This is a genomic window from Enterobacter sp. SGAir0187 (assembly GCF_002952735.2).
Classification (GTDB): Bacteria; Pseudomonadota; Gammaproteobacteria; order Enterobacterales; family Enterobacteriaceae; genus Enterobacter; species Enterobacter quasiroggenkampii.
Window position 1 is genome coordinate 2,606,485 of record NZ_CP025034.2, and the last position, 23,044, is coordinate 2,629,528.

Here is a 23,044-nt window from a genome sequence, read left to right on the forward strand (position 1 = left end):
TCCTTACAGTTCAGCGACAAGTTTGTCCACGATGTCGCTGTTAGCAGCTTCATCCACGGAACGTTCGATGATCTTCTCGGCGCCAGCAACAGCCAGAATCGCAACCTGCTTACGCAGTTCTTCACGAGCACGTTTACGCTCAGCTTCAATTTCAGCCTGAGCCTGTGTCACGATCTTAGTACGTTCCTGTTCTGCTTCAGCTTTGGCTTCGTCCAGGATCTGCGAACGGCGTTTGTTAGCCTGTTCGATGATAACCTGAGCTTCCGCTTTCGCTTTTTTCAGCTGGTCTGTCGCGTTGGCCTGTGCAAGGTCCAAATCTTTCTTAGCGCGTTCTGCAGAAGCCAGACCGTCAGCAATTTCTTTCTGACGTTTTTCGATGGCAGCCATTAAAGGCGGCCATACATACTTCATGCAGAACCAGACAAAGAGAATAAACGCGATGGCCTGGCCGAGGATTGTTGCGTTCATGTTCACAGCACAATACCTCTTTAATATCTGTGGCTTAGGGTTTTAAAACTACTACTACGCGACAGCAAACATCACGTACAGACCCAGACCTACAGCGATCATTGGGATAGCATCCACCAGACCCATAACGATAAAGAACTGAGTACGCAGCAGAGGAATCAGATCAGGTTGACGCGCAGCGCCTTCCAGGAATTTGCCCCCGAGGATGCCGATACCGATCGCAGCACCGATAGCCGCCAGACCCATCATCACAGCGGCAGCCATGTACAGCAGATCCATATTCAGGTTTTCCATGACAGTCTCCAGTTTGTTTCAATTAAAACGTAGTAGTGTTGGTAAAAAATCAGTGCTCTTCAGACGCCATCGACAGATAGACGATCGTCAGAACCATGAAGATAAAGGCTTGCAGCGTAATGATCAGGATGTGGAAAATGGCCCACGGCACATTCAGAACCCACTGTGACCACCACGGCAGAAGACCCGCGATCAGAATGAAAATCAGCTCACCCGCATACATGTTGCCGAACAGTCGCAGACCCAGTGAAACAGGTTTGGACAGCAGGCTAACGCCTTCCAGGATCAGGTTGACCGGAATAAACGCCCAGTGGTTGAACGGCTGCAAGGTAAGCTCTTTCACAAAGCCGCTTACGCCTTTCATTTTGATGCTGTAGAAAAGAATCAGGATAAACACGCCCAGCGCCATCGACAGGGTGATGTTCACGTCCGCAGACGGTACCACACGCAGTGCAGGCAGGCCGAAGATGTGCTCGCCGATGAACGGCAGCAGATCGATTGGCAGCAGGTCCATCAGGTTCATCAGGAAGACCCAAACGAACACGGTCAGCGCCAGCGGAGCAATCAGCTTGCTCTTGCCATGGTACATGTCTTTGACGCTGCCATGGACGAAGCCGATGATCATTTCGATAAAGGTCTGGAATTTCCCTGGTACACCGCTGGTCGCTCGTTTAGCAACACCGCGGAACATGGCCAGGAACAGAAGACCCAAAACCACCGAGAAGAACATGGAGTCGATGTTGATCGTCCAGAAGGTGGCCGGGGGGTTATGTGGATCCACCAGCGAGAATGTACGCAGGTCCAGCTGAAGGTTATTCAGATGGTGACCTATGTAATCCTGCGGCGTCATATTTTCTGAAGCCATGATGCCTTTTACCCTTTGTTATTGATTACAGCTGGAGCCAGAACTTGTACCACCAGCACCAAAACCCACGTTGCTATCAGCGGCATGAAGACCACTTTCAAAACCGCCAGCGCCATCACCAGTAGAGCAAAGGTCAGCAACACCTTACACACTCCGCCGAGGGCGAAGGACCAGGCCACGCGGCCTTTGGCAGGTGTATGCGCCTGATGACGCCAGGCAAAAATCATAAACAACACGTTTGGCAGCACAACCGCCAAACCCCCGCACACGGCGGAGATGCCCCAGAAGGGGTCTTTGAGGCTAAACAGCAGTCCACTTGCTATCACAGCCAGAAACTGAATGAACAGAAGCTTACGAGCAACGTTTCTACTCAAGAGCGACACAGACATCACGTTTTTACTCCTGCTCCCTTCGAGGTATGCCGCGTGTCGTATAAAACGTCCTTTAAGGCTCAGAGTCAAGCATCAAAAAGCGGTCAAATTATACGGTGCGCACCCGTGATTTCAAACATTAAGTAGCGAAAAGGTGAATAAATGTTTAAATATTTTTCCCCACCGCTATTTTTTAACTTTCGCTGAAAGCGTCAACCTTCGACCAAAACTGCAAACAGCGCGAAAACGTTGTCGATAAAGCGTGCACGAGATCACAAAACACACATTTGCGATAAGGTTGTATTTATCAAAGGCGCAAATCGCGAAAATTTATCTTTATGAAATTAAACACAAAATGTCGCAACTATTTTCAAAACAGCCCAGTACACAATAAAAACCTTTTATTGACATTCTTAATAAATAATTAACATTGCGTTCTGGTTACTGCCTTCCACTTTTAGCAGACTTATATTTTCACAGATGACTATCTTCTCGGTGAATAAGAGTTACTTCGTTAACCGGAAGAAAAACCTTAGTGAAGCAGAGGTTAAAAGCTCCCCGATAAATCCCCGCTAGTTGTGCTGTTTTTTAACATGATAAGAACAGCACGAATTCCACATTTTTTATTAATTTTTTAAAAATTGTTTGGCTTAATTATCACCAGGTGACGTTCACCTTCGAGCTGAGGAATCTGTAATTTCTCAATAGACTCGACAGCAAAACCGTCCGGAAGCTGTTCAATTTCATCGCCTGGCAACTGCCCTTTCAGTGCATAAAAGCGGCCATTCTCCGCAGGTAAGTGCTTGCACCAGCTCACCATATCGTTGAGCGACGCAAATGCGCGGCTGATAACCCCGTCAAACGGCGGCTCTGCCGGGAACTCCTCTACCCTGCTCTGCACGGGCGTGATGTTTTCAAGCTTCAGCTCATGCTGTACCTGGCGTAAAAAGCGCACGCGTTTGCCAAGGCTGTCCAGCAGTGTGAAATGGCTCTCAGGACGAACAATCGACAGCGGAATACCCGGCAGACCAGGGCCCGTCCCCACGTCGATAAAGCGTTCACCTTTCAGCCAGGGCGCAACCACGATGCTGTCGAGAATGTGGCGAACGAGCATCTCGTTGGGGTCGCGTACAGACGTCAGGTTGTAGGCTTTGTTCCATTTGTTCAGCATATCGACATAGGCCACCAGCTGATTTTTCTGGTGATCGGTGAGCGAAATACCTGCCTGATCCAGCAGACGAGAGAGTTTGTTGAGCACGGTGAATACCTGTTGAGAGTTTTTTTGCCCGGTGGCGCTGCCGCTTACCGGGCCTACGAATAAGTAGGGCGGGTCAGCGAAGCGCCACCCGCCAAAAGCAATGTCAATTACGCGCTACGGCGCAGCATGCCCTGCTTTTTCAGCCACACCAGCAGGATCGAAATCGCCGCCGGGGTAACGCCCGAGATGCGGGATGCCTGACCGATCGACACCGGTTTGTGATCGTTCAGCTTGGCGATAACTTCGTTGGAAAGGCCCGTCACCTGGCGGTAGTCCAGCATTTCCGGCAGCAGCGTGTTTTCGTTACGCTGCTGTTTTTCGATCTCATCCTGCTGACGCGCGATGTAACCTTCGTACTTCACCTGGATCTCGACCTGCTCTGCCGCTTCAGCGTCTTCCAGGCCCGGCGCGAACGCGGTCAATTTGACCAGGTTCTCGTAGCTGACTTCTGGACGGCGCAGCAGATCTTCACCGCTGGCCTCGCGCGACAGCGGCGCGGTTAAGTGAGCGTTCACTTCAGCAGCGGTTTCCGCCTGCGGATTCACCCAGGTGGTTTTCAGACGCTGACGTTCCTGTTCGATGCGCTCCAGCTTCTCGTTGAAGCGCGCCCAGCGCTCGTCATCGACCAGACCGAGCTCGCGGCCCATTTCGGTCAGACGCAGGTCAGCGTTATCTTCACGCAGCATCAGGCGATATTCCGCGCGAGAGGTAAACATACGGTACGGTTCTTTGGTACCCAGCGTGCAGAGATCGTCAACCAGCACGCCCAGGTACGCCTGAGAACGGCCGGGTGCCCAGCCTTCTTTCTCGGCAGAGAAGCGCGCAGCGTTCAGGCCAGCAAGCAGGCCCTGTGCAGCCGCTTCTTCATAGCCGGTGGTGCCGTTAATCTGACCCGCGAAGAACAGACCGTGGATGAATTTGCTCTCCAGGGTCGGCTTCAGGTCACGCGGATCGAAGAAATCGTACTCAATAGCGTAGCCAGGGCGAACGATTTTTGCGTTCTCCATACCCTGCATTGAGCGAACAATTTGCATCTGCACGTCGAACGGCAGGCTGGTGGAGATGCCGTTCGGGTAAATTTCGTTTGAGGTCAGCCCTTCGGGCTCCAGGAAGATCTGGTGCTGGTTGCGATCGGCGAAGCGCATCACTTTGTCTTCGATCGACGGGCAGTATCGCGGACCGATCCCTTCGATCACGCCAGCGTACATCGGGCTGCGATCGAGGTTATTGCGGATCACGTCGTGGGTTTTCTCGTTGGTATGCGTGATATAGCACGGCACCTGCTGCGGATGCTGTGCCGCATTGCCCATGAACGAGAAGACCGGCATTGGGTTATCACCGTGCTGTTGCGCCAGCACGCTGAAATCAATGGTACGCGCATCAATACGCGGCGGCGTACCGGTTTTCAGGCGGCTAACGCGCAGCGGCAGTTCGCGAAGACGGCGAGACAAGGGAATAGACGGCGGATCGCCAGCACGGCCACCGCTGTAGTTATCCAGGCCGATATGAATTTTACCGTCCAGGAATGTCCCCACGGTCAACACCACGGCTTTGGCGCGGAATTTGAGGCCCATCTGGGTCACCGCGCCTACGACGCGATCGTTCTCAACGATAAGATCTTCGACCGCCTGCTGGAAGATCATCAGGTTCGGCTGGTTCTCCAGAGCGGTACGCACCGCCTGGCGGTAAAGTACGCGGTCTGCCTGTGCACGCGTCGCTCGAACAGCAGGCCCTTTGCTCGCGTTTAGTATCCTAAACTGGATGCCAGCATGATCGATCGCTTTCGCCATCAGGCCGCCAAGTGCATCCACTTCTTTTACCAGGTGTCCTTTCCCAATGCCGCCAATCGCCGGATTACAGGACATTTGTCCCAGCGTGTCGATATTGTGTGTCAAAAGCAGGGTCTGCTGACCCATTCGCGCTGCGGCCATTGCGGCCTCAGTGCCTGCGTGACCCCCGCCAATGATGATGACGTCAAAAGGATCCTGATAAAACATGGTGGTCTGCCTCGCGTAAAGCGGTATGAAAATGGATTGAAGCCCGGGCCGTGGATTCTACTCAACTTTAGTCTTTCGAGAAAGCATTGGGATCCTGGGCTATTAAAAAGAAGATCTTTTTATTTAGAGATCTGTTCTATTGTGATCTCTTATTAGGATCGCGAACCCATGTGGATAAGTCCGATCTCATAAAGAAGATCATGCAGTTAGAAAGGATCGTTTGCTGTGAATGATCGGTGATCCTGGACCGTATAAGCTGGGATCAGATCGCGACCTTATGCACAGTCTAAAAACGACGCTACGGTTGTTCTTTGGATAACTACGGGTTAATACGAGCTTTTAACCAGAGTTATCCACATCTGTTCGCGCGATCTTTAATCGTTTTTGAGTAAATTTTTCCATTCCGCGAGCCAGATCTCGGCTGGATCCTCCGGAATGTCATGATCGAGGATGTTGATCTTGAGCGTTTCACCCAGCTGTTTTGCTCCGCAGGAGGTGACAGCGGCTTCGACTTTCTCTATTGCCCCGCAAAAGGTGTCATATTCGCGACTGCCGATCCCCACTGCGCCAAAACGGACGTTTGACAGGTCAGGCTGCTGTTCCAGCAGTTCGTCATATAAAGGTTGCAGGTTATCCGGCAGATCGCCCGCGCCGTGCGTGGAGGTGATCAGCAGCCAGACCCCGTCAGTCGGGAGATCTTCCAGCAACGGGCCGTGCAGGGTTTCCGTGGAAAAGCCCGCCTCTTCCAGCTTTTCAGCCAGGTGTTCCGCTACGTATTCCGCACCACCAAGGGTGCTGCCGCTGATAAGGGTAATGTCCGCCATTGATCGCTCGCCTGGATAAAGAGACGGTCATTGTACGCTGTGAGCGAGCTGGGATCTACCTGTGGAAAATGTGGGAATGGATTTGCCCGATCACGGGCGGATGGTACGCATGATCGGGTTTTGCAGGGAGATCAGGGTCTCGGTGGACTGAATTTCATCGATTGTTTGGATCTTGTTGATAAGTACCTGCTGGAGCGCGTCGATGGATCGGCACATGACTTTAATAAAGATGCTGTAGTGCCCGGTGGTGTAGTACGCCTCGGTGACTTCATCCAGCGCGTTCAGTTTCGCCAGGGCGGAAGGGTAGTCTTTGGCGCTTTTAAGAATGATGCCGATGAAGCAGCAGACGTCGTAACCCAGCTGCTTCGGGCTGACGTCAATGCGAGCACCGGTAATGATCCCTGCCTGCTTCATCTTCTCTACGCGAACGTGAATGGTTCCCGGGCTGACGCCAAACTGTTTCGCCAGTTCGGCGTAGGCGGTACGGGCATTGGCCATTAACGCCTCCAGAATGCCGCGGTCGAGATTGTCGATCTGATAATTTTCCATAGCTTTTTCTTATGAAGATTAATGAATCACTCTATTCTAACGTTTAATTTTATCGAATCAAAAGTGAAGGTGGCTTTTTGTTGATGAGTTATTGAGTTTGATGCCATTTCTGTTGCTTAATCAATATCAACAGGACGCAGGAGTATAAATAATGAAAACCGCTTACATCGCAAAACAACGCCAGATCAGTTTCGTTAAATCCCATTTTTCCCGCCAGCTGGAAGAGAAGCTTGGGCTAATTGAAGTCCAGGCGCCGATTCTGAGCCGCGTGGGTGACGGGACCCAGGATAACTTGTCTGGATGCGAAAAAGCGGTACAGGTGAAAGTGAAAACACTGCCAGACGCCCAGTTCGAAGTGGTTCATTCTCTGGCGAAGTGGAAGCGTCAAACCCTGGGGCAACACGACTTCAGCGCGGGCGAAGGGCTCTACACGCACATGAAAGCCCTTCGCCCCGATGAAGACCGCCTCACCCCTATTCACTCTGTCTATGTTGACCAGTGGGACTGGGAGCGCGTAATGGGTGACGGCGAGCGCCACGTCGGTACGCTGAAATCCACCGTTGAGGCGATCTACGCCGGGATCAAAGCGACCGAAGCAGCCGTAAGCAAAGAGTTTGGTCTGGCACCGTTCCTGCCGGATACAATCCACTTTGTGCACAGCCAGGAATTACTGACTCGTTTCCCGGATCTGGATGCCAAAGGCCGCGAGCGCGCGATTGCTAAAGAGCTGGGTGCGGTGTTCCTGATTGGGATCGGCGGCAAGCTGTCTGACGGTAAGCGCCATGACGTTCGTGCGCCGGATTATGATGACTGGAGCACCACCGGTGAGGGTGAATTTGCCGGTCTGAACGGCGATATTCTGGTCTGGAACCCGGTACTGGAAGACGCATTCGAGCTTTCTTCTATGGGGATCCGCGTGGATGCTGACGCGCTGAAGCGCCAGCTGGCGGTGACCGGTGATGAAGATCGCCTCAAGCTGGAATGGCACCAGGCGCTGCTGCGCGGTGAAATGCCTCAGACGATTGGCGGCGGCATCGGCCAGTCCCGTCTGACCATGCTGCTGCTTCAGTTGCCCCATATCGGTCAGGTTCAGTGTGGCGTCTGGCCGCAGCAGGTACGTGAAAGCGTCGGCTCTCTTCTGTAATTAACGCTGCCAGCGTCTGAGCAGGCGGCTACGCAACCCGGTATCAAAGCGCCAGATATGATCGAAGATGCGCATGATGCCGGGTTTTCCATGGGCGGACATCGCCACCGCATGAAAACGGTGCTGATGCACCCGCTGTAACTCCTTCACCTTATTCACCACGTCATCCGGTAGCCGCTGGGCAATAAAATCGGAAATCACCACCGCGTCGGCGTCGTACCAGTCGCCGCCCTGCATCCGCTCCACAATGCTGCGAAAGCAGCTGGCCAGATCCGTGCCGCCGCGAAAACGCTGGCTCAGGAAGCGGATTGCCTGCTCGATCCCCTGCTGGTTCGTCAGCTCATAGCCCACGACTTCGCTGGAGAACAGCATGATGAAGCAGCGACGGCGATCGGCGAGCGCCACGCGCATCAGTGCCAGACAGAATGCCTTCGCACACTGCTCGTTAAACCCACCCATGGAGCCGGACGTATCCACGCAAACGATGAAGGGTCCGCGCGGCTGTTCATCAAAATCCTGATGAACGACCGGCCGCTGGCTGATTTTCTCGCGCCAGGCTTCACCGTGCAGCCGATAGGTGAGGAGCTGTTTTTCCACCAGCCGACGGTAAAACTCGTACTCCAGCTCGGTCATCCCGAGCGTGCTCAGCTCCGTGGGCAGAAGACGCAAAATATCATCGCTCTGCTGGAGCCCGTCGACCTGCTCCGGTACGGTGGCTGGCTCACGCACCAGGGTGCGGAAGGTTTCCATCGGGGCGTCTTTCTTTGGAACCGACTTTGCCTCCCTTGAGCGTCCCAGCTGTTCTGCAAGCTTCATCAATTCGGGCTGCTGCGTCAGAAAATCGCCGTATTTGACGATCAGCTGATAGTCCCCGCGCCTGAGCTGGCCGGCGCTCATATCCCAGAGACGCCCAGCGGCGTTCTCATTTTCCACCAGCACCTGCTCAAGTTGGCCGCTTAAGGTCATGCGTTCCTGAACTTCACTGAGCAGCTGTTCGCGTTCTTCATCCAGCAGCTGCTGGTTTAGCGTCGTGGCCTGCACCACCAGGCTGAGGCGCCAGCGCTGTAAGAAGAGGGTGTGCAGCGCCGGGGTAAAAGTGGCGTTATCCGTGACCAGCGCCCGCGCCTGGCTGGCAAACGGGGAATGGACCTTGTCGAGCAACGTCAGGGTTTGCGGAAGCTGGACGATAAACTGCGGCGTGGAGAGCCGCTGGCACTGCTGATAGCAGGCCACCTCTTCCGTTAACTCAGGCGGAACTTCGGTCTCCCTGAAGCGCTGACGCAAATTTTCGCGCCAGCGCGGAAGATCGTCCGTCATCGCCTTTTTGAGCTTCGGAAATTTTTCAAAGAAGGCTGCCAGCTGCGGCGAAGCCAGAAGGGTTATGACCACTTCTTCGATCAACCCTTCCTCGCTGACGGCCAGCATGACGTTAAGCGTATCCAGAGTTAGCATTGACGCGCCTGTTTAATCTGCGCGCTGACGTCCTGCAGGCTGGCTTCAATGTGACCTAACCAGTCGCTATGAATAAAGAGGCATTTTTGCTGCTCGCTAAAGCGGGTGTGCTGCTGGTGCCATTCGGTATCCAGCGCGTCCAGCTGCTGCTTAATCTCTTCGGGAACGCTGTCCGAGGCGGTGCCCGGAAGCGCGAGACGCGAGCCCTGCAGGCTGACGTCGCGGATCACCAGGTGCTGGCTGCTGTCCACTTCCATATTCAGCGGCTGCGCGAAACCGATGCCGTTGAGCTTTCCGCGGATCTCTCCGCCTTTATCCAGCCACTGCGCCAGCGCTTCGCGCTCAATCGTCACGTGCACCACCTGCATATCATGCAGCTTGAGCGGCTGCTGAAGCAGCAGGGTCAGCGTCGGGCTGGTGAGTTCGGCGGGTAATTCATAGTGCGGTTTGCGGGCGAACATCCCCCCCAGGCGATTCACTTTCAGCGCCGTTTTATCACTTTGCTGCTGCTGAAGCTGGATGCGCCGCTGGGCAATCGCTCCCAGCTGGTTGAGCATCGCCTGCTGTCCCCAGGCGTGTCCGGTCATCAAAACGTCAAGCTGCTGCTGCATCAGATTCATGCCTTCCGCGTCGTGCCAGAGGCAATCTTTCAGCAGGATCAGATCGATGGGGGCAACGGCATCGCGGCCGCTAAACAGGGCGCTGGCCTGCAGGAGGCGGATCGCTTTTTTCCAGCGGCGATCGGAGACATAGGGCGCAGAAGGAAGGTGATCAAGCTGCTGACGCAGCAGATAGATCAGCTCGAATACCGCGTCCGGCAATGTGATTTTGCCAATATCCTGCTGCCACTGATAATACTCTTCATCCGTCACCTGCAGCGTAGCGGATACCGGGTTTTCACTTTCATCCTGCTGGCTGATCAGCATGGAGCGGAAGTTAGACTTATCCTGTACTTTGTCCAGCCACAGGCGGATGAGCATACGGTCATACAGCGCTTCCAGGCTGCTGTCGGCTTCGGGCAGTTCGTTAGAGGCGGCCACCAGCAGGCGCATCGGGATTTTCTCTTCACTGGCGCCGTTACGGAACCGACGTTCGTTTATCGCCGTGAGCAGGGTGTTCAGAATGGCCGGTCCCGCTTTCCAGATCTCATCAAGAAAGACAATTTCTGCCTCAGGCAGATACCCCGCCGTCAAACGCTCGTAGCGCCCTTCATCCTTCAGCGCCTGAATGGAGAGGGGGCCAAACACCTCTTCCGGGGTGGAAAAGCGGGTCATCAGGTATTCAAACGCGCGGGCGTTCTGAAAAGCAAACTTAAGCCTGCGGGCAATCAGGCTTTTGGCGATGCCCGGTGGCCCAAGCAGAAACACGCTTTCACCGCTCAGCGCCGCCAGCAAACAGAGGCGAATGGCGTGGCTACGCTCGAAAAGGCCTTTCTCCAGCGCGCTGCTGAGGCGGGAAATTCTTTCTGCTAATAAATGTGAGTGAGCCATAATAGTTTTGCATCCTTTCGCCGTCGTGGCGGCCAATTGAAGCGAGTATAGACGTTTCAGTCAGGGCTGGTAATAGACTGAAGTGCGGCGCAATTTTCTTTGCGCTACATTAATGCGGTTGCATTTAGGGGTACGATTTTGCATTGAATCGTGCATACTGTGCGCTTTTTGTGGGCCAAGGGACCAGGAACACATTTGTTATTCAAACGAAAAGACTAGTCTATGAGCACTGATAATAAGCAATCATTACCCGCAATAACGCTTGCGGCGATCGGGGTTGTCTACGGTGATATTGGCACCAGCCCGCTTTATACGCTTCGTGAATGTCTGTCCGGCCAGTTTGGCTTTGGTGTTGAGCGCGATGCCGTATTTGGCTTCCTGTCCCTCATCTTCTGGCTGCTGATCCTGGTGGTTTCTGTTAAATATCTCTCCTTCGTTATGCGCGCTGATAACGCGGGCGAAGGCGGTATCCTGACCCTGATGTCCCTTGCAGGGCGCAACACCTCCGCCAGAATGACCTCCGTGCTGGTGATTATCGGCCTGATTGGCGGCAGCTTCTTCTATGGAGAGGTGGTTATCACGCCCGCGATTTCGGTCCTCTCGGCGATAGAGGGGCTGGAGATCATCGCGCCACAGCTTGATACGTGGGTGGTCCCGCTGGCGATAATCGTGCTGACGCTGCTGTTTGTGATCCAGAAGCACGGTACCGGGCTGGTGGGTAAACTGTTTGCACCAATTATGCTGGCCTGGTTCCTGATCCTGGCCGCGCTTGGCTTGCGCAGCATTATTGCTAACCCGGAAGTACTGCATGCGCTGAACCCCTACTGGGCCGTGCATTTCTTCCTCGAATACAAAGTGGTTTCCTTCGTGGCGCTCGGGGCGGTCGTGCTCTCCATTACCGGCGTTGAAGCGTTGTATGCTGACATGGGTCACTTCGGGAAACTGCCTATCCGCGTGGCCTGGTTTATTGTAGTACTGCCGTCGCTGGTGCTGAACTACTTTGGCCAGGGCGCGCTGTTGCTCAAAAATCCGGAAGCGATAAAGAACCCGTTCTTCCTGCTGGCGCCTGACTGGGCGCTGGTGCCGATGCTGATCCTGGCGACGCTGGCGACCGTCATTGCCTCTCAGGCGGTGATTTCCGGCGTGTTTTCTCTGACGCGCCAGGCCGTGCGTCTGGGGTATCTCTCGCCGATGCGCATCATCCATACTTCAGAGATGGAGTCGGGCCAGATCTACATCCCGTTCGTTAACTGGCTGCTCTATTTCGCGGTTGTCATTGTTATCGTCAGCTTCGAGCACTCCAGCAACCTGGCGGCGGCGTACGGTATTGCAGTAACCGGTACGATGGTGCTGACATCGCTTCTCTCCACTACGGTGGCGTACCGAAACTGGCACTGGAATAAATTCCTCGTGGCGATGATTCTGGTGGGCTTCCTGTGTATTGACGTGCCGCTGTTCTCCGCGAACCTCGACAAGATTGTCTCCGGCGGCTGGCTGCCGCTGACGCTGGGTCTGGTGATGTTCATCGTCATGACCACCTGGAAAAGCGAGCGTTTCCGCCTGCTGCGTCGTATGCATGAACACGGTAACTCTCTGGAGGCGATGATCGCTTCCCTGGAGAAATCCCCGCCGGTGCGCGTGCCAGGAACGGCGGTGTATATGTCTCGCGCCCTGAACGTCATCCCGTTCGCACTGATGCATAATCTCAAGCATAACAAAGTCCTGCATGAACGCGTGATCCTGCTGACGTTGCGTACCGAAGATGCACCGTATGTTCACAACGTACGCCGCGTCCAGATTGAGCAGTTATCCCCAACATTCTGGCGCGTGGTGGCGAGTTACGGCTGGCGCGAAACGCCAAACGTGGAGGAGGTATTCCACCGCTGCGGCCTTGAAGGGTTAAGCTGCCGGATGATGGAGACGTCGTTCTTTATGTCGCACGAGTCGCTGATTATCGGCAAGCGTCCCTGGTATCTGCGCCTGCGCGGTAAGCTTTATCTTATCCTGCAGCGTAACGCCCTGCGTGCGCCTGACCAGTTTGAGATCCCGCCTAACCGTGTGATTGAGCTGGGGACGCAGGTCGAGATTTAAGTCCTTCTGAAAATGCCGGGTGGCGCTGCGCTTACCCGGCCTACCAAACCTGTAGGCCCGCGCAAGCGAAGCGCCGCCGGGCAATTTATCCCATCAATATTTCACTTAGCGAAACGTTTCGACGTCGATCACAAATCTGTTACGTCATGGTGGTTTTCTGAACATTTCTGGCGCTACACTCCTTTTAGCGAAACGTTTCGCTAGTGGAGCAAGAAAATGAAGAAAGGCACTGTACTCAACTCAGAAATCTCATCGGTTATTTCCCGTCTTGGGCATACCGATACGCTGGTGGTTTGCGATGCAGGCTTACCGGTTCCGCGCAGCACAACCCGTATCGATATGGCGTTAACGCAGGGCGTACCTTCGTTTATGCAGGTACTGGACGTGGTGACCGCGGAGATGCAGGTTGAGGCGGCCATTCTCGCGGCGGAAATCAAACAACATAATCCGCAACTCCACGAAACGTTGCTCAGCCATCTTGAGCAGCTGCAACAACACCAGGGAAACACCATCGAAATTCGTTACACAACGCACGAACAGTTCAAACAACAAACCGCAGACAGTCAGGCGGTGATTCGCAGCGGGGAGTGTTCCCCGTATGCGAATATCATTCTCTGTGCTGGCGTCACCTTCTGAGGCCATCATGGACGCATTACTGCAACTCAAAGGGATCGATAAGTCGTTCCCGGGCGTAAAAGCCCTCTCCGGCGCGGCGCTGAACGTTTACCCCGGGCGCGTAATGGCGCTGGTGGGCGAAAACGGCGCCGGCAAATCCACCATGATGAAAGTGCTGACCGGTATCTATCAACGCGATGCCGGTTCACTCCTCTGGCTGGGTAAAGAAACCACCTTCACTGGCCCGAAATCTTCTCAGGAAGCGGGTATTGGCATTATTCACCAGGAGCTGAACCTGATCCCGCAGCTCACCATTGCGGAGAACATCTTCCTCGGCCGTGAATTCGTGAACCGCTTCGGCAAGATCGACTGGAAAACCATGTATGCCGAAGCCGACAAGCTGCTGGCGAAGCTGAACCTGCGCTTTAAGAGCGACCGGCTGGTCGGTGATCTCTCCATCGGCGATCAGCAGATGGTGGAAATCGCGAAGGTGCTGAGCTTTGAGTCGAAGGTCATCATTATGGATGAACCGACCGACGCCCTGACCGATACCGAAACCGAATCCCTGTTCCGCGTTATCCGCGAGCTGAAATCGCAGGGGCGCGGGATTGTCTATATCTCTCACCGCATGAAAGAGATTTTCGAGATCTGCGATGACGTCACCGTCTTCCGCGACGGGCAGTTTATTGCCGAGCGCGAAGTGGCCACGCTGACCGAAGATACGCTCATCGAAATGATGGTGGGACGTAAGCTGGAAGATCAGTATCCGCATCTGGATAAAGCGCCGGGTGAGATCCGCCTGAAGGTGGACAACCTCTGCGGCCCGGGTGTGGATGACGTGACTTTTACCCTGCGCCAGGGCGAGATCCTGGGCGTGGCGGGCCTGATGGGCGCGGGACGTACCGAGCTGATGAAAGTGTTGTACGGCGCACTGCCGCGCACCAGCGGTTATGTCACCCTCGACGGCCATGAAGTGGTCACCCGCTCCCCGCAGGATGGTCTGGCGAACGGCATCGTCTATATCTCCGAAGACCGCAAACGCGACGGCTTAGTGCTGGGCATGTCGGTAAAAGAGAACATGTCCCTGACTGCGCTGCGCTATTTCAGCTACAGCGGCGGCAGCCTGAAGCATAAAGACGAGCAGCAGGCGGTGAGCGATTTCATCCGTCTCTTTAACGTTAAAACCCCGTCGATGGAGCAGGCGATTGGCCTGTTGTCCGGCGGGAATCAGCAGAAAGTGGCGATTGCGCGCGGGCTGATGACGCGCCCGAAAGTGTTGATCCTCGATGAGCCAACCCGCGGCGTAGACGTGGGGGCGAAGAAAGAGATCTATCAGCTGATTAACCAGTTCAAGGCCGACGGTCTGAGCATCATTCTGGTCTCTTCCGAGATGCCAGAAGTATTAGGCATGAGCGATCGCATTATCGTCATGCATGAAGGGCATCTCGGCGGTGAATTCACTCGCGAGCAGGCCACCCAGGAAGTTCTGATGGCTGCCGCTGTGGGCAAGCTTAATCGCGTGAATCAGGAGTAAGAAGATGACTACCCAGGCTGTTTCTGGTCGCCGCTATTTCACAAAGGCGTGGCTGATGGAGCAAAAATCGCTGATTGCCCTGCTGGTGCTGATCGCGATTGTGTCGACCATGAGCCCGAATTTCTTCACCGTAAATAACCTGTTCAACATTCTGCAGCAGACGTCGGTGAACGCCATTATGGCGGTCGGCATGACGCTGGTGATTTTGACCTCAGGGATCGATCTGTCCGTCGGTTCCCTGCTGGCCCTCACCGGCGCGATCGCCGCTTCGCTTGTCGGGATTGAAGTCAACGCGCTGGTGGCCGTGGCCGCGGCCCTGGCGGCAGGCGCGGCGATTGGCGCCGTCACCGGCGTGATTGTGGCAAAAGGCCGCGTTCAGGCGTTCATCGCGACGCTGGTGATGATGCTGCTGCTGCGCGGTGTGACCATGGTCTATACCAACGGCAGCCCGGTCAATACCGGCTTCACCGATAACGCCGATCTGTTTGGCTGGTTCGGTATCGGTCGCCCGCTGGGTGTCCCGACCCCGGTCTGGATCATGGCTATCGTCTTCCTGGCGGCGTGGTACATGCTGCACCATACCCGTCTGGGCCGTTACATCTATGCGCTGGGCGGTAACGAAGCGGCAACGCGCCTGTCCGGGATTAGCGTTAATAAAGTCAAAGTCATCGTGTATTCCCTGTGTGGTCTGCTGGCGTCACTGGCGGGCATCATCGAAGTGGCGCGCCTCTCTTCCGCGCAGCCGACGGCGGGTACGGGGTATGAGCTGGATGCTATTGCAGCAGTGGTTCTGGGCGGTACGAGTCTTGCGGGCGGTAAAGGTCGCATTGTTGGGACATTGATCGGCGCACTGATCCTCGGTTTCCTGAATAATGGTTTGAATTTGTTAGGTGTTTCCTCCTATTACCAGATGATCGTTAAGGCAGTGGTGATTTTGCTGGCGGTACTGGTAGACAACAAAAAACAGTAACTGACGACACTACAGGACATCTTAGATATGAACATGAAAAAACTGGCTACCCTGGTTTCTGCTGTCGCGCTGAGCGCAACCGTAAGTGCTAACGCCATGGCTAAAGATACCATCGCGCTGGTTGTCTCTACCCTGAACAACCCGTTCTTCGTTTCCCTGAAGGATGGAGCGCAGAAAGAAGCCGATAAACTGGGCTACAACCTGGTGGTACTGGATTCACAGAACAACCCGGCGAAAGAGTTGGCTAACGTTCAGGACTTAACCGTTCGTGGCACCAAAATTCTGCTGATTAACCCAACCGATTCCGATGCCGTAGGCAACGCCGTGAAAATGGCAAACCAGGCGAAGATCCCGGTGATCACCCTGGACCGTCAGGCAACGAAAGGCGACGTAGTGAGCCACATTGCGTCTGATAACGTGCTGGGCGGCAAAATCGCGGGTGACTACATTGCGAAGAAAGCCGGCGAAGGCGCGAAAGTTATCGAACTGCAGGGGATTGCCGGTACGTCCGCCGCTCGCGAGCGTGGTGAAGGCTTCCAGCAGGCGGTTGCAGCGCACAAATTCAACGTGCTGGCCAGCCAGCCGGCAGACTTCGATCGTACTAAAGGTCTGAACGTCATGCAGAACCTGCTGACCGCACATCCTGACGTGCAGGCGGTATTCGCGCAGAACGACGAAATGGCGCTGGGTGCGCTGCGCGCTCTGCAGACTGCAGGTAAATCTGATGTGATGGTTGTCGGATTTGACGGCACGCCGGATGGTGAAAAAGCAGTAAACGATGGCAAACTGGCTGCGACCATCGCTCAGCTGCCTGAGCAGATTGGCGCGACTGGCGTTGAAACTGCCGACAAAGTGCTGAAGGGCGAAAAAGTTCAGGCTAAATACCCTGTTGACCTGAAACTGGTTATCAAGCAGTAAAAGGCGAATCAGGCCGTCACTGGCGACCTGAGGGACACCAATAAAGAAAAGTGTGGCATACGCCACCGGGTAACACCGGTGGCGCTCTCAGATGGACAACCCAACCATGAAAACCGCAGGCAACCTCGTCGTCCTTGGCAGTATCAATGCCGATCACATTCTTAACCTTGAATCGTTCCCTGCACCGGGCGAAACCGTCACGGGTAACCAGTATCAGGTCGCATTCGGCGGTAAAGGGGCAAACCAGGCCGTCGCCGCTGGGCGCAGCGGGGCGAATATTGCGTTTATCGCCTGCACGGGCGATGACGATACCGGTGAGCGCGTACGCAAGCAGCTGGCAAGCGACAACATTGATATCGCACCGGTCAGCGTTGTTGCTGGGGAATCTACCGGCGTGGCGCTGATTTTCGTCAACGCAGAAGGTGAGAATGTTATCGGTATTCATGCTGGCGCTAACGCAGCGCTGACGACGGAGCGCGTAGAAGCGCAACGTGCAATTATCGCCGGAGCGGAAGCCCTGCTCATGCAGCTGGAGTCACCGGTTGAAAGCGTGCTGGCCGCGGCCAACATTGCGCATGAAAATCATACCACTGTCGTACTAAATCCGGCCCCTGCCCGTGTATTATCTGACGAGTTGCTGGCGCTGGTGGACATCATCACGCCGAACGAAACCGAAGCCGAAAAGCTGACGGGCATTCGCGTAGAAAACGATGACGATGCCGCGAGAGCCGCGCGTGCGCTGCACGATAAAGGCATCGGAACCGTGATCATCACCCTGGGCAGCCGTGGGGTTTGGGCAAGCGTAAACGGTGAAGGCCGTCGCGTGCCGGGCTTTAAGGTGAAGGCGATTGATACCATTGCAGCGGGAGACACCTTCAATGGTGCACTGGTGACCGCGCTGCTGGAAGGCAGGAGTATGGATGATGCGATCCGCTTCGCGCATGCGGCTGCCGCGATTGCGGTGACGCGCAAGGGCGCTCAGCCTTCCGTTCCGTGGCGTAAAGAGATCGATGAATTCTTAAGTCAGCAGGGGTAACGCTTGGCCACAATGAAAGATGTCGCTCGCCTGGCGGGCGTTTCTACCTCGACGGTATCTCACGTCATTAATAACGATCGCTTCGTCAGCGAGGCGATTCGGGAAAAAGTCGAAGCGGCAGTAAAAGATCTCAACTATGCGCCGTCTGCGCTGGCGCGCAGCCTTAAGCTCAACCAGACGCGTACGATCGGTATGCTGATCACCGCCAGTACCAATCCCTTTTATTCTGAGCTGGTTCGCGGCGTGGAGCGCAGCTGCTTCGAGCGTGGCTACAGCCTGGTGCTGTGCAATACCGAAGGGGACGAGCAGCGCATGAACCGTAACCTGGAAACGCTGATGCAAAAACGCGTCGACGGGTTACTGCTGCTGTGTACCGAAACGCACCAGCCGTCGAAGGAGATCATCCAGCGCTACCCCTCCATTCCCACGGTGATGATGGACTGGGCACCGTTCGACGGCACCAGCGATCTTATTCAGGATAACTCCCTGCTGGGGGGCGATATGGCCACCCAGTATCTGATCGATAAAGGCTATACCCGCATCGCCTGTATTACCGGCCCGCTGGATAAAACCCCGGCGCGTTTGCGTCTGGAAGGGTATCTCGCCGCGATGGCGCGGGCGGGCCTTTCCGTGCCGGAAGAGTACCGTATTACTGGTGATTTTGAGTTTCACGGTGGTTTTGAAGCGATGCAGACGCTGCTGGCGCAGCCGCAGCGTCCACAGGCGGTGTTTATCGGCAACGACGCCATGGCGTTTGGCGCCTATCAGGCGTTATATCAGGCCGGTTTGCGTGTTCCCGACGATATGGCGGTAATCGGCTACGATGATATTGAGCTGGCCAGCTATATGACGCCGCCGCTCACCACCATCCATCAGCCAAAAGATGAGCTGGGCGAGCTGGCCATCGATGTGTTGATCCACCGAATGGCTCAGCCCACGCTGCAGCAGCAACGCCTGCAGCTTACTCCTGTTCTGATGGAACGGGGGTCGGTTTAGCTTTCGCCTTATGGCGTTCTTTAATCAGGTTACGGCCATCTTTCGGTTTTAACAGCATAAAGACCAGCGCTGAAATGACGGTGAGTGCGCCCATGGTGATAAAGGTATAGTGGAACTGCTCGACGGTGTTCGCGCTGTCGAAACCTTCATAAAACCGCAGTACCGCCGCGCTCACGGCAACCCCTAAACTGATCGACAGCTGCTGGGTGACTGCCAGCACGCTGTTGCCGCTACTGGCGTTCTCGTCGGTCAGATCCGCAAGGGTGATGGTGTTCATTGATGTGAACTGCGTCGACATCGCCATGCCGAGCACAAACAGCGGCAGGATCAGCATCCAGACGGGAAGCGAGGCGGACTGCAGCGAGAACTGCGCAATCATCAGGCCGATAAAGACCGTCACGCCAACCAGCGTCTTGCGATAGCCAAACCAGCGTAGCACCTGCGTCACGGTCGATTTTGCCAGTATCGAACCCATCGCCGTAGGGGCCATCATGCAGCCGGCAATCAGGGCCGGATAGCCGAAACCGACCTGCAGCATCAGTGGCATCAGGAACGGTACGCAGCCGGTTCCCAGACGCGAGGCAATATTTCCCGCGATCCCGACGGAAAAGGTTCGGGTGTTGAAGAGCCCAAGAGAGATTAACGGCGTCGGGTGACGGCGCGCGTGACGTATATAAAGAAGGAACAGCAGAATTCCGGCGAGGATAACGGAGAGCGCCATCCATGTCGCGACGATCTTCTCGCCAAACAACTCCATCCCGCTGGAGAAGAGCACCAGGCTCAGGCCAAACAGGAAAAAGCCCCCCATGTCGAAGCTGCGTCTTGGCGTGGTGAAGTTCGGCATATATTTGCGGGCATACAGCAGCCCCGCAACGCCAATCGGAATATTAATCAGGAAGATCCAGTGCCAGCTTGCCCAGGTGACAAACACGCCACCGAGTACCGGGCCAAGTATCGGGCCGACCAGTCCCGGCATGGTGACGAAGTTGAGCACGGGAAGCAGTTCGCTTCGAGGGTAGGCTCGTAATAAGGCAAGGCGCGCCACGGGCATCATCATCGCGCCGCCAATGCCCTGTAATACGCGGAAGATAACCAGTTCCGTTAAGGACGAGGAGAGCGCACAGGCCAGCGAACCGAGCGTAAAGAGCGTTACGGCCAGCATGAAAACTCTGCGGGTGCCGAAGCGGTCGGCCAGCCAGCCGCTAACCGGAATTAGCATTGCGACCGTCAGGGTGTAGCTGATGATGGCGGACTGCATCGCCAGCGGGGAGCGGTTAAGGCTTTGCGCAATAGCGGGAAGCGCGGTGTTGAGGATGGTGGCATCCAGTGCCTGCATAAAAAACGCCATGGCTGCAATCCACGGCAATCCGGCCATGCTGCGCGCTTTTTTCTTTGTCATTTATTTACCTGCTGGTGGGTTGGTGCAGCCAGTAATGCCTGGCACGCACTCAGGGCTCGCTGCCCGTCGCTTTCCTGAATGGCATCTACTATCGCCTGATGCAATTCCAGTTTTACCACGTCGTTTTGTGTAATAGAGGTAAAGTAGGTGTGATACACCGAATGGAATAATGAGGCAAACGAGGTGAGGAACGGATTGGCGCTCATCATATAGATATGTTCATGCCAGGCCATATCGACTTCAACCCAGCGTTCGCGGTTGAAGTGTTTTTTCAGAAACACCATCTCTTCCATCAATGCGTTAAGCTGCGCTTTCTGCTCTGCTGTTCCAAGTGTGGCAGCAAGCAGACATGCCTGAGGCTCAAGGCTACTGCGCATTACCAGAAAGTGATCGATCACTTGATGAAAGTTGTCTTCCGTCATCCACCAGGAGAGCAGCTCCTGATCGAGAAAATTCCAGTTACTTTGTGGCATCACGCGTGTGCCAATACGAGGGCGCGGAAGTACCATACCTTTCGCCGTCAGGGTTTTCACCGCCTCGCGAACCGCGGTACGGCTCACCCCAAACTGCTCACCCAGCTCCATTTCACCCGGCAGGATGCTACCTGGGGCATATTTACCCGCTAAAATTCGCTGAGCCAGCTTTTCGGCCAGCACATAAGACAGGTTTTTTTGGGCGGCCAGCTGTTGTGCGCTTAATGGCATCGCTTTTATTCCTTAAAGATTCATGCTGATAATTATGCCACCTCGAATGTGATTGTGGTTGCAGATACATCAAATAGAACAATTTGTAGCTTGATTTCACCGCTGCTGGTGAAAAAAAACACGGATAGAAACTTTTTTTAAATTTCCTCTTGTCACGCCGGAATAACTCCCTATAATGCGCCTCCACTGACACGGAACAACGGCACACACGCCGCCGGGTCAGCAGAGAAAAGCGAAAATAAACGCTTGACTCTGAAGCGGGAAAGCGTAATATGCACACCCCGCGCCGCAGCGAAAACGAAGCGGCACTGCTCTTTAACAATTTATCAGACAATCTGTGTGGGCACTCAAAGTGACATGGATTCTTAATGTCTTCGGACAATAAATGAATACCAAGTCTCTGAGTGAACATACGTAATTCATTACGAAGTTTAATTCACGAGCATCAAACTTAAATTGAAGAGTTTGATCATGGCTCAGATTGAACGCTGGCGGCAGGCCTAACACATGCAAGTCGAGCGGCAGCGGAAAGTAGCTTGCTACTTTGCCGGCGAGCGGCGGACGGGTGAGTAATGTCTGGGAAACTGCCTGATGGAGGGGGATAACTACTGGAAACGGTAGCTAATACCGCATAACGTCGCAAGACCAAAGAGGGGGACCTTCGGGCCTCTTGCCATCAGATGTGCCCAGATGGGATTAGCTAGTAGGTGGGGTAATGGCTCACCTAGGCGACGATCCCTAGCTGGTCTGAGAGGATGACCAGCCACACTGGAACTGAGACACGGTCCAGACTCCTACGGGAGGCAGCAGTGGGGAATATTGCACAATGGGCGCAAGCCTGATGCAGCCATGCCGCGTGTATGAAGAAGGCCTTCGGGTTGTAAAGTACTTTCAGCGGGGAGGAAGGTGTTGAGGTTAATAACCTCAGCAATTGACGTTACCCGCAGAAGAAGCACCGGCTAACTCCGTGCCAGCAGCCGCGGTAATACGGAGGGTGCAAGCGTTAATCGGAATTACTGGGCGTAAAGCGCACGCAGGCGGTCTGTCAAGTCGGATGTGAAATCCCCGGGCTCAACCTGGGAACTGCATTCGAAACTGGCAGGCTAGAGTCTTGTAGAGGGGGGTAGAATTCCAGGTGTAGCGGTGAAATGCGTAGAGATCTGGAGGAATACCGGTGGCGAAGGCGGCCCCCTGGACAAAGACTGACGCTCAGGTGCGAAAGCGTGGGGAGCAAACAGGATTAGATACCCTGGTAGTCCACGCCGTAAACGATGTCGACTTGGAGGTTGTGCCCTTGAGGCGTGGCTTCCGGAGCTAACGCGTTAAGTCGACCGCCTGGGGAGTACGGCCGCAAGGTTAAAACTCAAATGAATTGACGGGGGCCCGCACAAGCGGTGGAGCATGTGGTTTAATTCGATGCAACGCGAAGAACCTTACCTACTCTTGACATCCAGAGAACTTTCCAGAGATGGATTGGTGCCTTCGGGAACTCTGAGACAGGTGCTGCATGGCTGTCGTCAGCTCGTGTTGTGAAATGTTGGGTTAAGTCCCGCAACGAGCGCAACCCTTATCCTTTGTTGCCAGCGGTTAGGCCGGGAACTCAAAGGAGACTGCCAGTGATAAACTGGAGGAAGGTGGGGATGACGTCAAGTCATCATGGCCCTTACGAGTAGGGCTACACACGTGCTACAATGGCGCATACAAAGAGAAGCGACCTCGCGAGAGCAAGCGGACCTCATAAAGTGCGTCGTAGTCCGGATTGGAGTCTGCAACTCGACTCCATGAAGTCGGAATCGCTAGTAATCGTAGATCAGAATGCTACGGTGAATACGTTCCCGGGCCTTGTACACACCGCCCGTCACACCATGGGAGTGGGTTGCAAAAGAAGTAGGTAGCTTAACCTTCGGGAGGGCGCTTACCACTTTGTGATTCATGACTGGGGTGAAGTCGTAACAAGGTAACCGTAGGGGAACCTGCGGTTGGATCACCTCCTTACCTTAAAGAACCTGCCTTTGCAGTGCTCACACAGATTGTCTGATGAAAAGTAAATAGCAAGGCGTCTTGCGATT

At 54.8% G+C, this 23,044-nt stretch carries 20 protein-coding genes and 1 rRNA gene; 9 read left to right on the forward strand and 12 right to left on the reverse strand.

Going from position 1 to position 23,044, the window contains the following annotated elements; all coding sequences use genetic code 11:
• Window positions 1-3 precede the first annotated feature (3 nt).
• The 8 genes from atpF to asnC all read right to left on the reverse strand — a co-directional run bounded on the left by atpF (window position 4) and on the right by asnC (window position 6,626).
• A complete protein-coding gene (gene atpF / locus CWR52_RS12530; RefSeq protein WP_003862370.1) occupies window positions 4-474 on the reverse strand; it encodes a F0F1 ATP synthase subunit B in 471 nt (156 codons plus the stop codon).
• A 48-nt stretch (window positions 475-522) separates the two neighbouring features.
• A complete protein-coding gene (gene atpE / locus CWR52_RS12535) occupies window positions 523-762 on the reverse strand; it encodes a F0F1 ATP synthase subunit C (RefSeq protein ID WP_000429386.1) in 240 nt (79 codons plus the stop codon).
• Between the two features lie 49 nt (window positions 763-811).
• Complete coding sequence (atpB, locus tag CWR52_RS12540) at window positions 812-1,627, reverse strand: F0F1 ATP synthase subunit A (RefSeq protein ID WP_008500193.1); 816 nt, start codon at window positions 1,625-1,627, stop codon at window positions 812-814.
• Window positions 1,628-1,635: 8 nt separating this feature from the next.
• The gene (atpI, locus tag CWR52_RS12545; protein WP_104949818.1) at window positions 1,636-2,016 is read right to left on the reverse strand and encodes a F0F1 ATP synthase subunit I; all 381 of its coding nucleotides are present in this window, start codon (window positions 2,014-2,016) and stop codon (window positions 1,636-1,638) included.
• Between the two features lie 616 nt (window positions 2,017-2,632).
• Window positions 2,633-3,256, reverse strand: coding sequence for a 16S rRNA (guanine(527)-N(7))-methyltransferase RsmG (rsmG, locus tag CWR52_RS12550; RefSeq protein ID WP_008500195.1), 624 nt, complete (start codon window positions 3,254-3,256; stop codon window positions 2,633-2,635).
• 107 nt (window positions 3,257-3,363) lie between these two features.
• Window positions 3,364-5,253: a tRNA uridine-5-carboxymethylaminomethyl(34) synthesis enzyme MnmG gene (gene mnmG, locus CWR52_RS12555; RefSeq protein ID WP_104949819.1), complete on the reverse strand. Its 1,890-nt coding sequence runs from the start codon at window positions 5,251-5,253 to the stop codon at window positions 3,364-3,366.
• A 374-nt stretch (window positions 5,254-5,627) separates the two neighbouring features.
• Window positions 5,628-6,077 carry an FMN-binding protein MioC gene (gene mioC / locus CWR52_RS12560; protein WP_008500197.1) on the reverse strand — a complete coding sequence of 150 codons (450 nt, stop codon included), beginning with the start codon at window positions 6,075-6,077 and terminating at the stop codon, window positions 5,628-5,630.
• Between the two features lie 90 nt (window positions 6,078-6,167).
• Window positions 6,168-6,626: a transcriptional regulator AsnC gene (gene asnC / locus CWR52_RS12565; protein WP_008500198.1), complete on the reverse strand. Its 459-nt coding sequence runs from the start codon at window positions 6,624-6,626 to the stop codon at window positions 6,168-6,170.
• Window positions 6,627-6,777: 151 nt separating this feature from the next.
• Here asnC and asnA point away from each other — a divergent pair, with 151 nt between their 5' ends.
• The gene (asnA, locus tag CWR52_RS12570) at window positions 6,778-7,770 is read left to right on the forward strand and encodes an aspartate--ammonia ligase (protein ID WP_104949820.1); all 993 of its coding nucleotides are present in this window, start codon (window positions 6,778-6,780) and stop codon (window positions 7,768-7,770) included.
• Here asnA and viaA read toward each other — a convergent pair whose 3' ends face one another.
• The gene (viaA, locus tag CWR52_RS12575; protein WP_104949821.1) at window positions 7,771-9,222 is read right to left on the reverse strand and encodes an ATPase RavA stimulator ViaA; all 1,452 of its coding nucleotides are present in this window, start codon (window positions 9,220-9,222) and stop codon (window positions 7,771-7,773) included.
• Entirely contained in the window at window positions 9,216-10,712 is a 1,497-nt protein-coding gene (gene ravA / locus CWR52_RS12580; protein WP_104949822.1) for an ATPase RavA, read from the reverse strand. Before ravA ends, viaA begins: the two co-directional genes overlap by 7 nt.
• A 222-nt stretch (window positions 10,713-10,934) precedes the next feature.
• On the opposite strand from ravA, the gene kup reads away from it, so the two are divergent.
• The 7 genes from kup (at window position 10,935) to rbsR (ending at window position 18,872) form a co-directional block, all read left to right on the forward strand.
• The gene (gene kup, locus CWR52_RS12585) at window positions 10,935-12,803 is read left to right on the forward strand and encodes a low affinity potassium transporter Kup (protein WP_008500202.1); all 1,869 of its coding nucleotides are present in this window, start codon (window positions 10,935-10,937) and stop codon (window positions 12,801-12,803) included.
• Window positions 12,804-13,019: 216 nt separating this feature from the next.
• Window positions 13,020-13,439 carry a D-ribose pyranase gene (rbsD, locus tag CWR52_RS12590; protein WP_008503495.1) on the forward strand — a complete coding sequence of 140 codons (420 nt, stop codon included), beginning with the start codon at window positions 13,020-13,022 and terminating at the stop codon, window positions 13,437-13,439.
• Between the two features lie 7 nt (window positions 13,440-13,446).
• The gene (gene rbsA / locus CWR52_RS12595; protein ID WP_104949823.1) at window positions 13,447-14,952 is read left to right on the forward strand and encodes a ribose ABC transporter ATP-binding protein RbsA; all 1,506 of its coding nucleotides are present in this window, start codon (window positions 13,447-13,449) and stop codon (window positions 14,950-14,952) included.
• A gap of 4 nt (window positions 14,953-14,956) precedes the next feature.
• Window positions 14,957-15,922 (forward strand): ribose ABC transporter permease, encoded by a 966-nt coding sequence (rbsC, locus tag CWR52_RS12600; protein ID WP_021242657.1) that lies wholly within the window; start codon window positions 14,957-14,959, stop codon window positions 15,920-15,922.
• 27 nt (window positions 15,923-15,949) lie between these two features.
• Window positions 15,950-16,840 (forward strand): ribose ABC transporter substrate-binding protein RbsB, encoded by an 891-nt coding sequence (rbsB, locus tag CWR52_RS12605; RefSeq protein WP_008503498.1) that lies wholly within the window; start codon window positions 15,950-15,952, stop codon window positions 16,838-16,840.
• 106 nt (window positions 16,841-16,946) lie between these two features.
• The gene (gene rbsK, locus CWR52_RS12610; protein ID WP_104950920.1) at window positions 16,947-17,876 is read left to right on the forward strand and encodes a ribokinase; all 930 of its coding nucleotides are present in this window, start codon (window positions 16,947-16,949) and stop codon (window positions 17,874-17,876) included.
• A 3-nt stretch (window positions 17,877-17,879) separates the two neighbouring features.
• Window positions 17,880-18,872 carry a ribose operon transcriptional repressor RbsR gene (gene rbsR / locus CWR52_RS12615; protein WP_104949824.1) on the forward strand — a complete coding sequence of 331 codons (993 nt, stop codon included), beginning with the start codon at window positions 17,880-17,882 and terminating at the stop codon, window positions 18,870-18,872.
• On the opposite strand, the gene mdtD is transcribed toward rbsR, so the two are convergent.
• Complete coding sequence (mdtD, locus tag CWR52_RS12620; RefSeq protein WP_104949825.1) at window positions 18,838-20,271, reverse strand: multidrug transporter subunit MdtD; 1,434 nt, start codon at window positions 20,269-20,271, stop codon at window positions 18,838-18,840. The two genes, rbsR and mdtD, sit on opposite strands and share 35 nt — an antisense overlap.
• Window positions 20,268-20,975, reverse strand: coding sequence for a FadR/GntR family transcriptional regulator (locus CWR52_RS12625; protein ID WP_104949826.1), 708 nt, complete (start codon window positions 20,973-20,975; stop codon window positions 20,268-20,270). Before CWR52_RS12625 ends, mdtD begins: the two co-directional genes overlap by 4 nt.
• Before the next feature lie 453 nt (window positions 20,976-21,428).
• On the opposite strand from CWR52_RS12625, the gene CWR52_RS12630 reads away from it, so the two are divergent.
• Window positions 21,429-22,970, forward strand: a 16S ribosomal RNA gene (locus tag CWR52_RS12630).
• Window positions 22,971-23,044: the final 74 nt, after the last annotated feature.

Excerpts from the sequence above, each read along its gene's own strand:
- atpE (WP_000429386.1), bottom strand. The coding sequence starts at position 762 with ATGGAAAACCTGAATATGGATCTGCTGTACATGGCTGCCGCTGTGATG.
- atpB (WP_008500193.1), bottom strand. The coding sequence starts at position 1,627 with ATGGCTTCAGAAAATATGACGCCGCAGGATTACATAGGTCACCATCTG.
- atpI (WP_104949818.1), bottom strand. The coding sequence starts at position 2,016 with ATGTCTGTGTCGCTCTTGAGTAGAAACGTTGCTCGTAAGCTTCTGTTC.
- mnmG (WP_104949819.1), bottom strand. The coding sequence starts at position 5,253 with ATGTTTTATCAGGATCCTTTTGACGTCATCATCATTGGCGGGGGTCAC.
- mioC (WP_008500197.1), bottom strand. The coding sequence starts at position 6,077 with ATGGCGGACATTACCCTTATCAGCGGCAGCACCCTTGGTGGTGCGGAA.
- asnC (WP_008500198.1), bottom strand. The coding sequence starts at position 6,626 with ATGGAAAATTATCAGATCGACAATCTCGACCGCGGCATTCTGGAGGCG.
- asnA (WP_104949820.1), top strand. The coding sequence starts at position 6,778 with ATGAAAACCGCTTACATCGCAAAACAACGCCAGATCAGTTTCGTTAAA.
- viaA (WP_104949821.1), bottom strand. The coding sequence starts at position 9,222 with ATGCTAACTCTGGATACGCTTAACGTCATGCTGGCCGTCAGCGAGGAA.
- ravA (WP_104949822.1), bottom strand. The coding sequence starts at position 10,712 with ATGGCTCACTCACATTTATTAGCAGAAAGAATTTCCCGCCTCAGCAGC.
- kup (WP_008500202.1), top strand. The coding sequence starts at position 10,935 with ATGAGCACTGATAATAAGCAATCATTACCCGCAATAACGCTTGCGGCG.
- rbsD (WP_008503495.1), top strand. The coding sequence starts at position 13,020 with ATGAAGAAAGGCACTGTACTCAACTCAGAAATCTCATCGGTTATTTCC.
- rbsA (WP_104949823.1), top strand. The coding sequence starts at position 13,447 with ATGGACGCATTACTGCAACTCAAAGGGATCGATAAGTCGTTCCCGGGC.
- rbsC (WP_021242657.1), top strand. The coding sequence starts at position 14,957 with ATGACTACCCAGGCTGTTTCTGGTCGCCGCTATTTCACAAAGGCGTGG.
- rbsB (WP_008503498.1), top strand. The coding sequence starts at position 15,950 with ATGAACATGAAAAAACTGGCTACCCTGGTTTCTGCTGTCGCGCTGAGC.
- rbsK (WP_104950920.1), top strand. The coding sequence starts at position 16,947 with ATGAAAACCGCAGGCAACCTCGTCGTCCTTGGCAGTATCAATGCCGAT.
- mdtD (WP_104949825.1), bottom strand. The coding sequence starts at position 20,271 with ATGACAAAGAAAAAAGCGCGCAGCATGGCCGGATTGCCGTGGATTGCA.
- CWR52_RS12625 (WP_104949826.1), bottom strand. The coding sequence starts at position 20,975 with ATGCCATTAAGCGCACAACAGCTGGCCGCCCAAAAAAACCTGTCTTAT.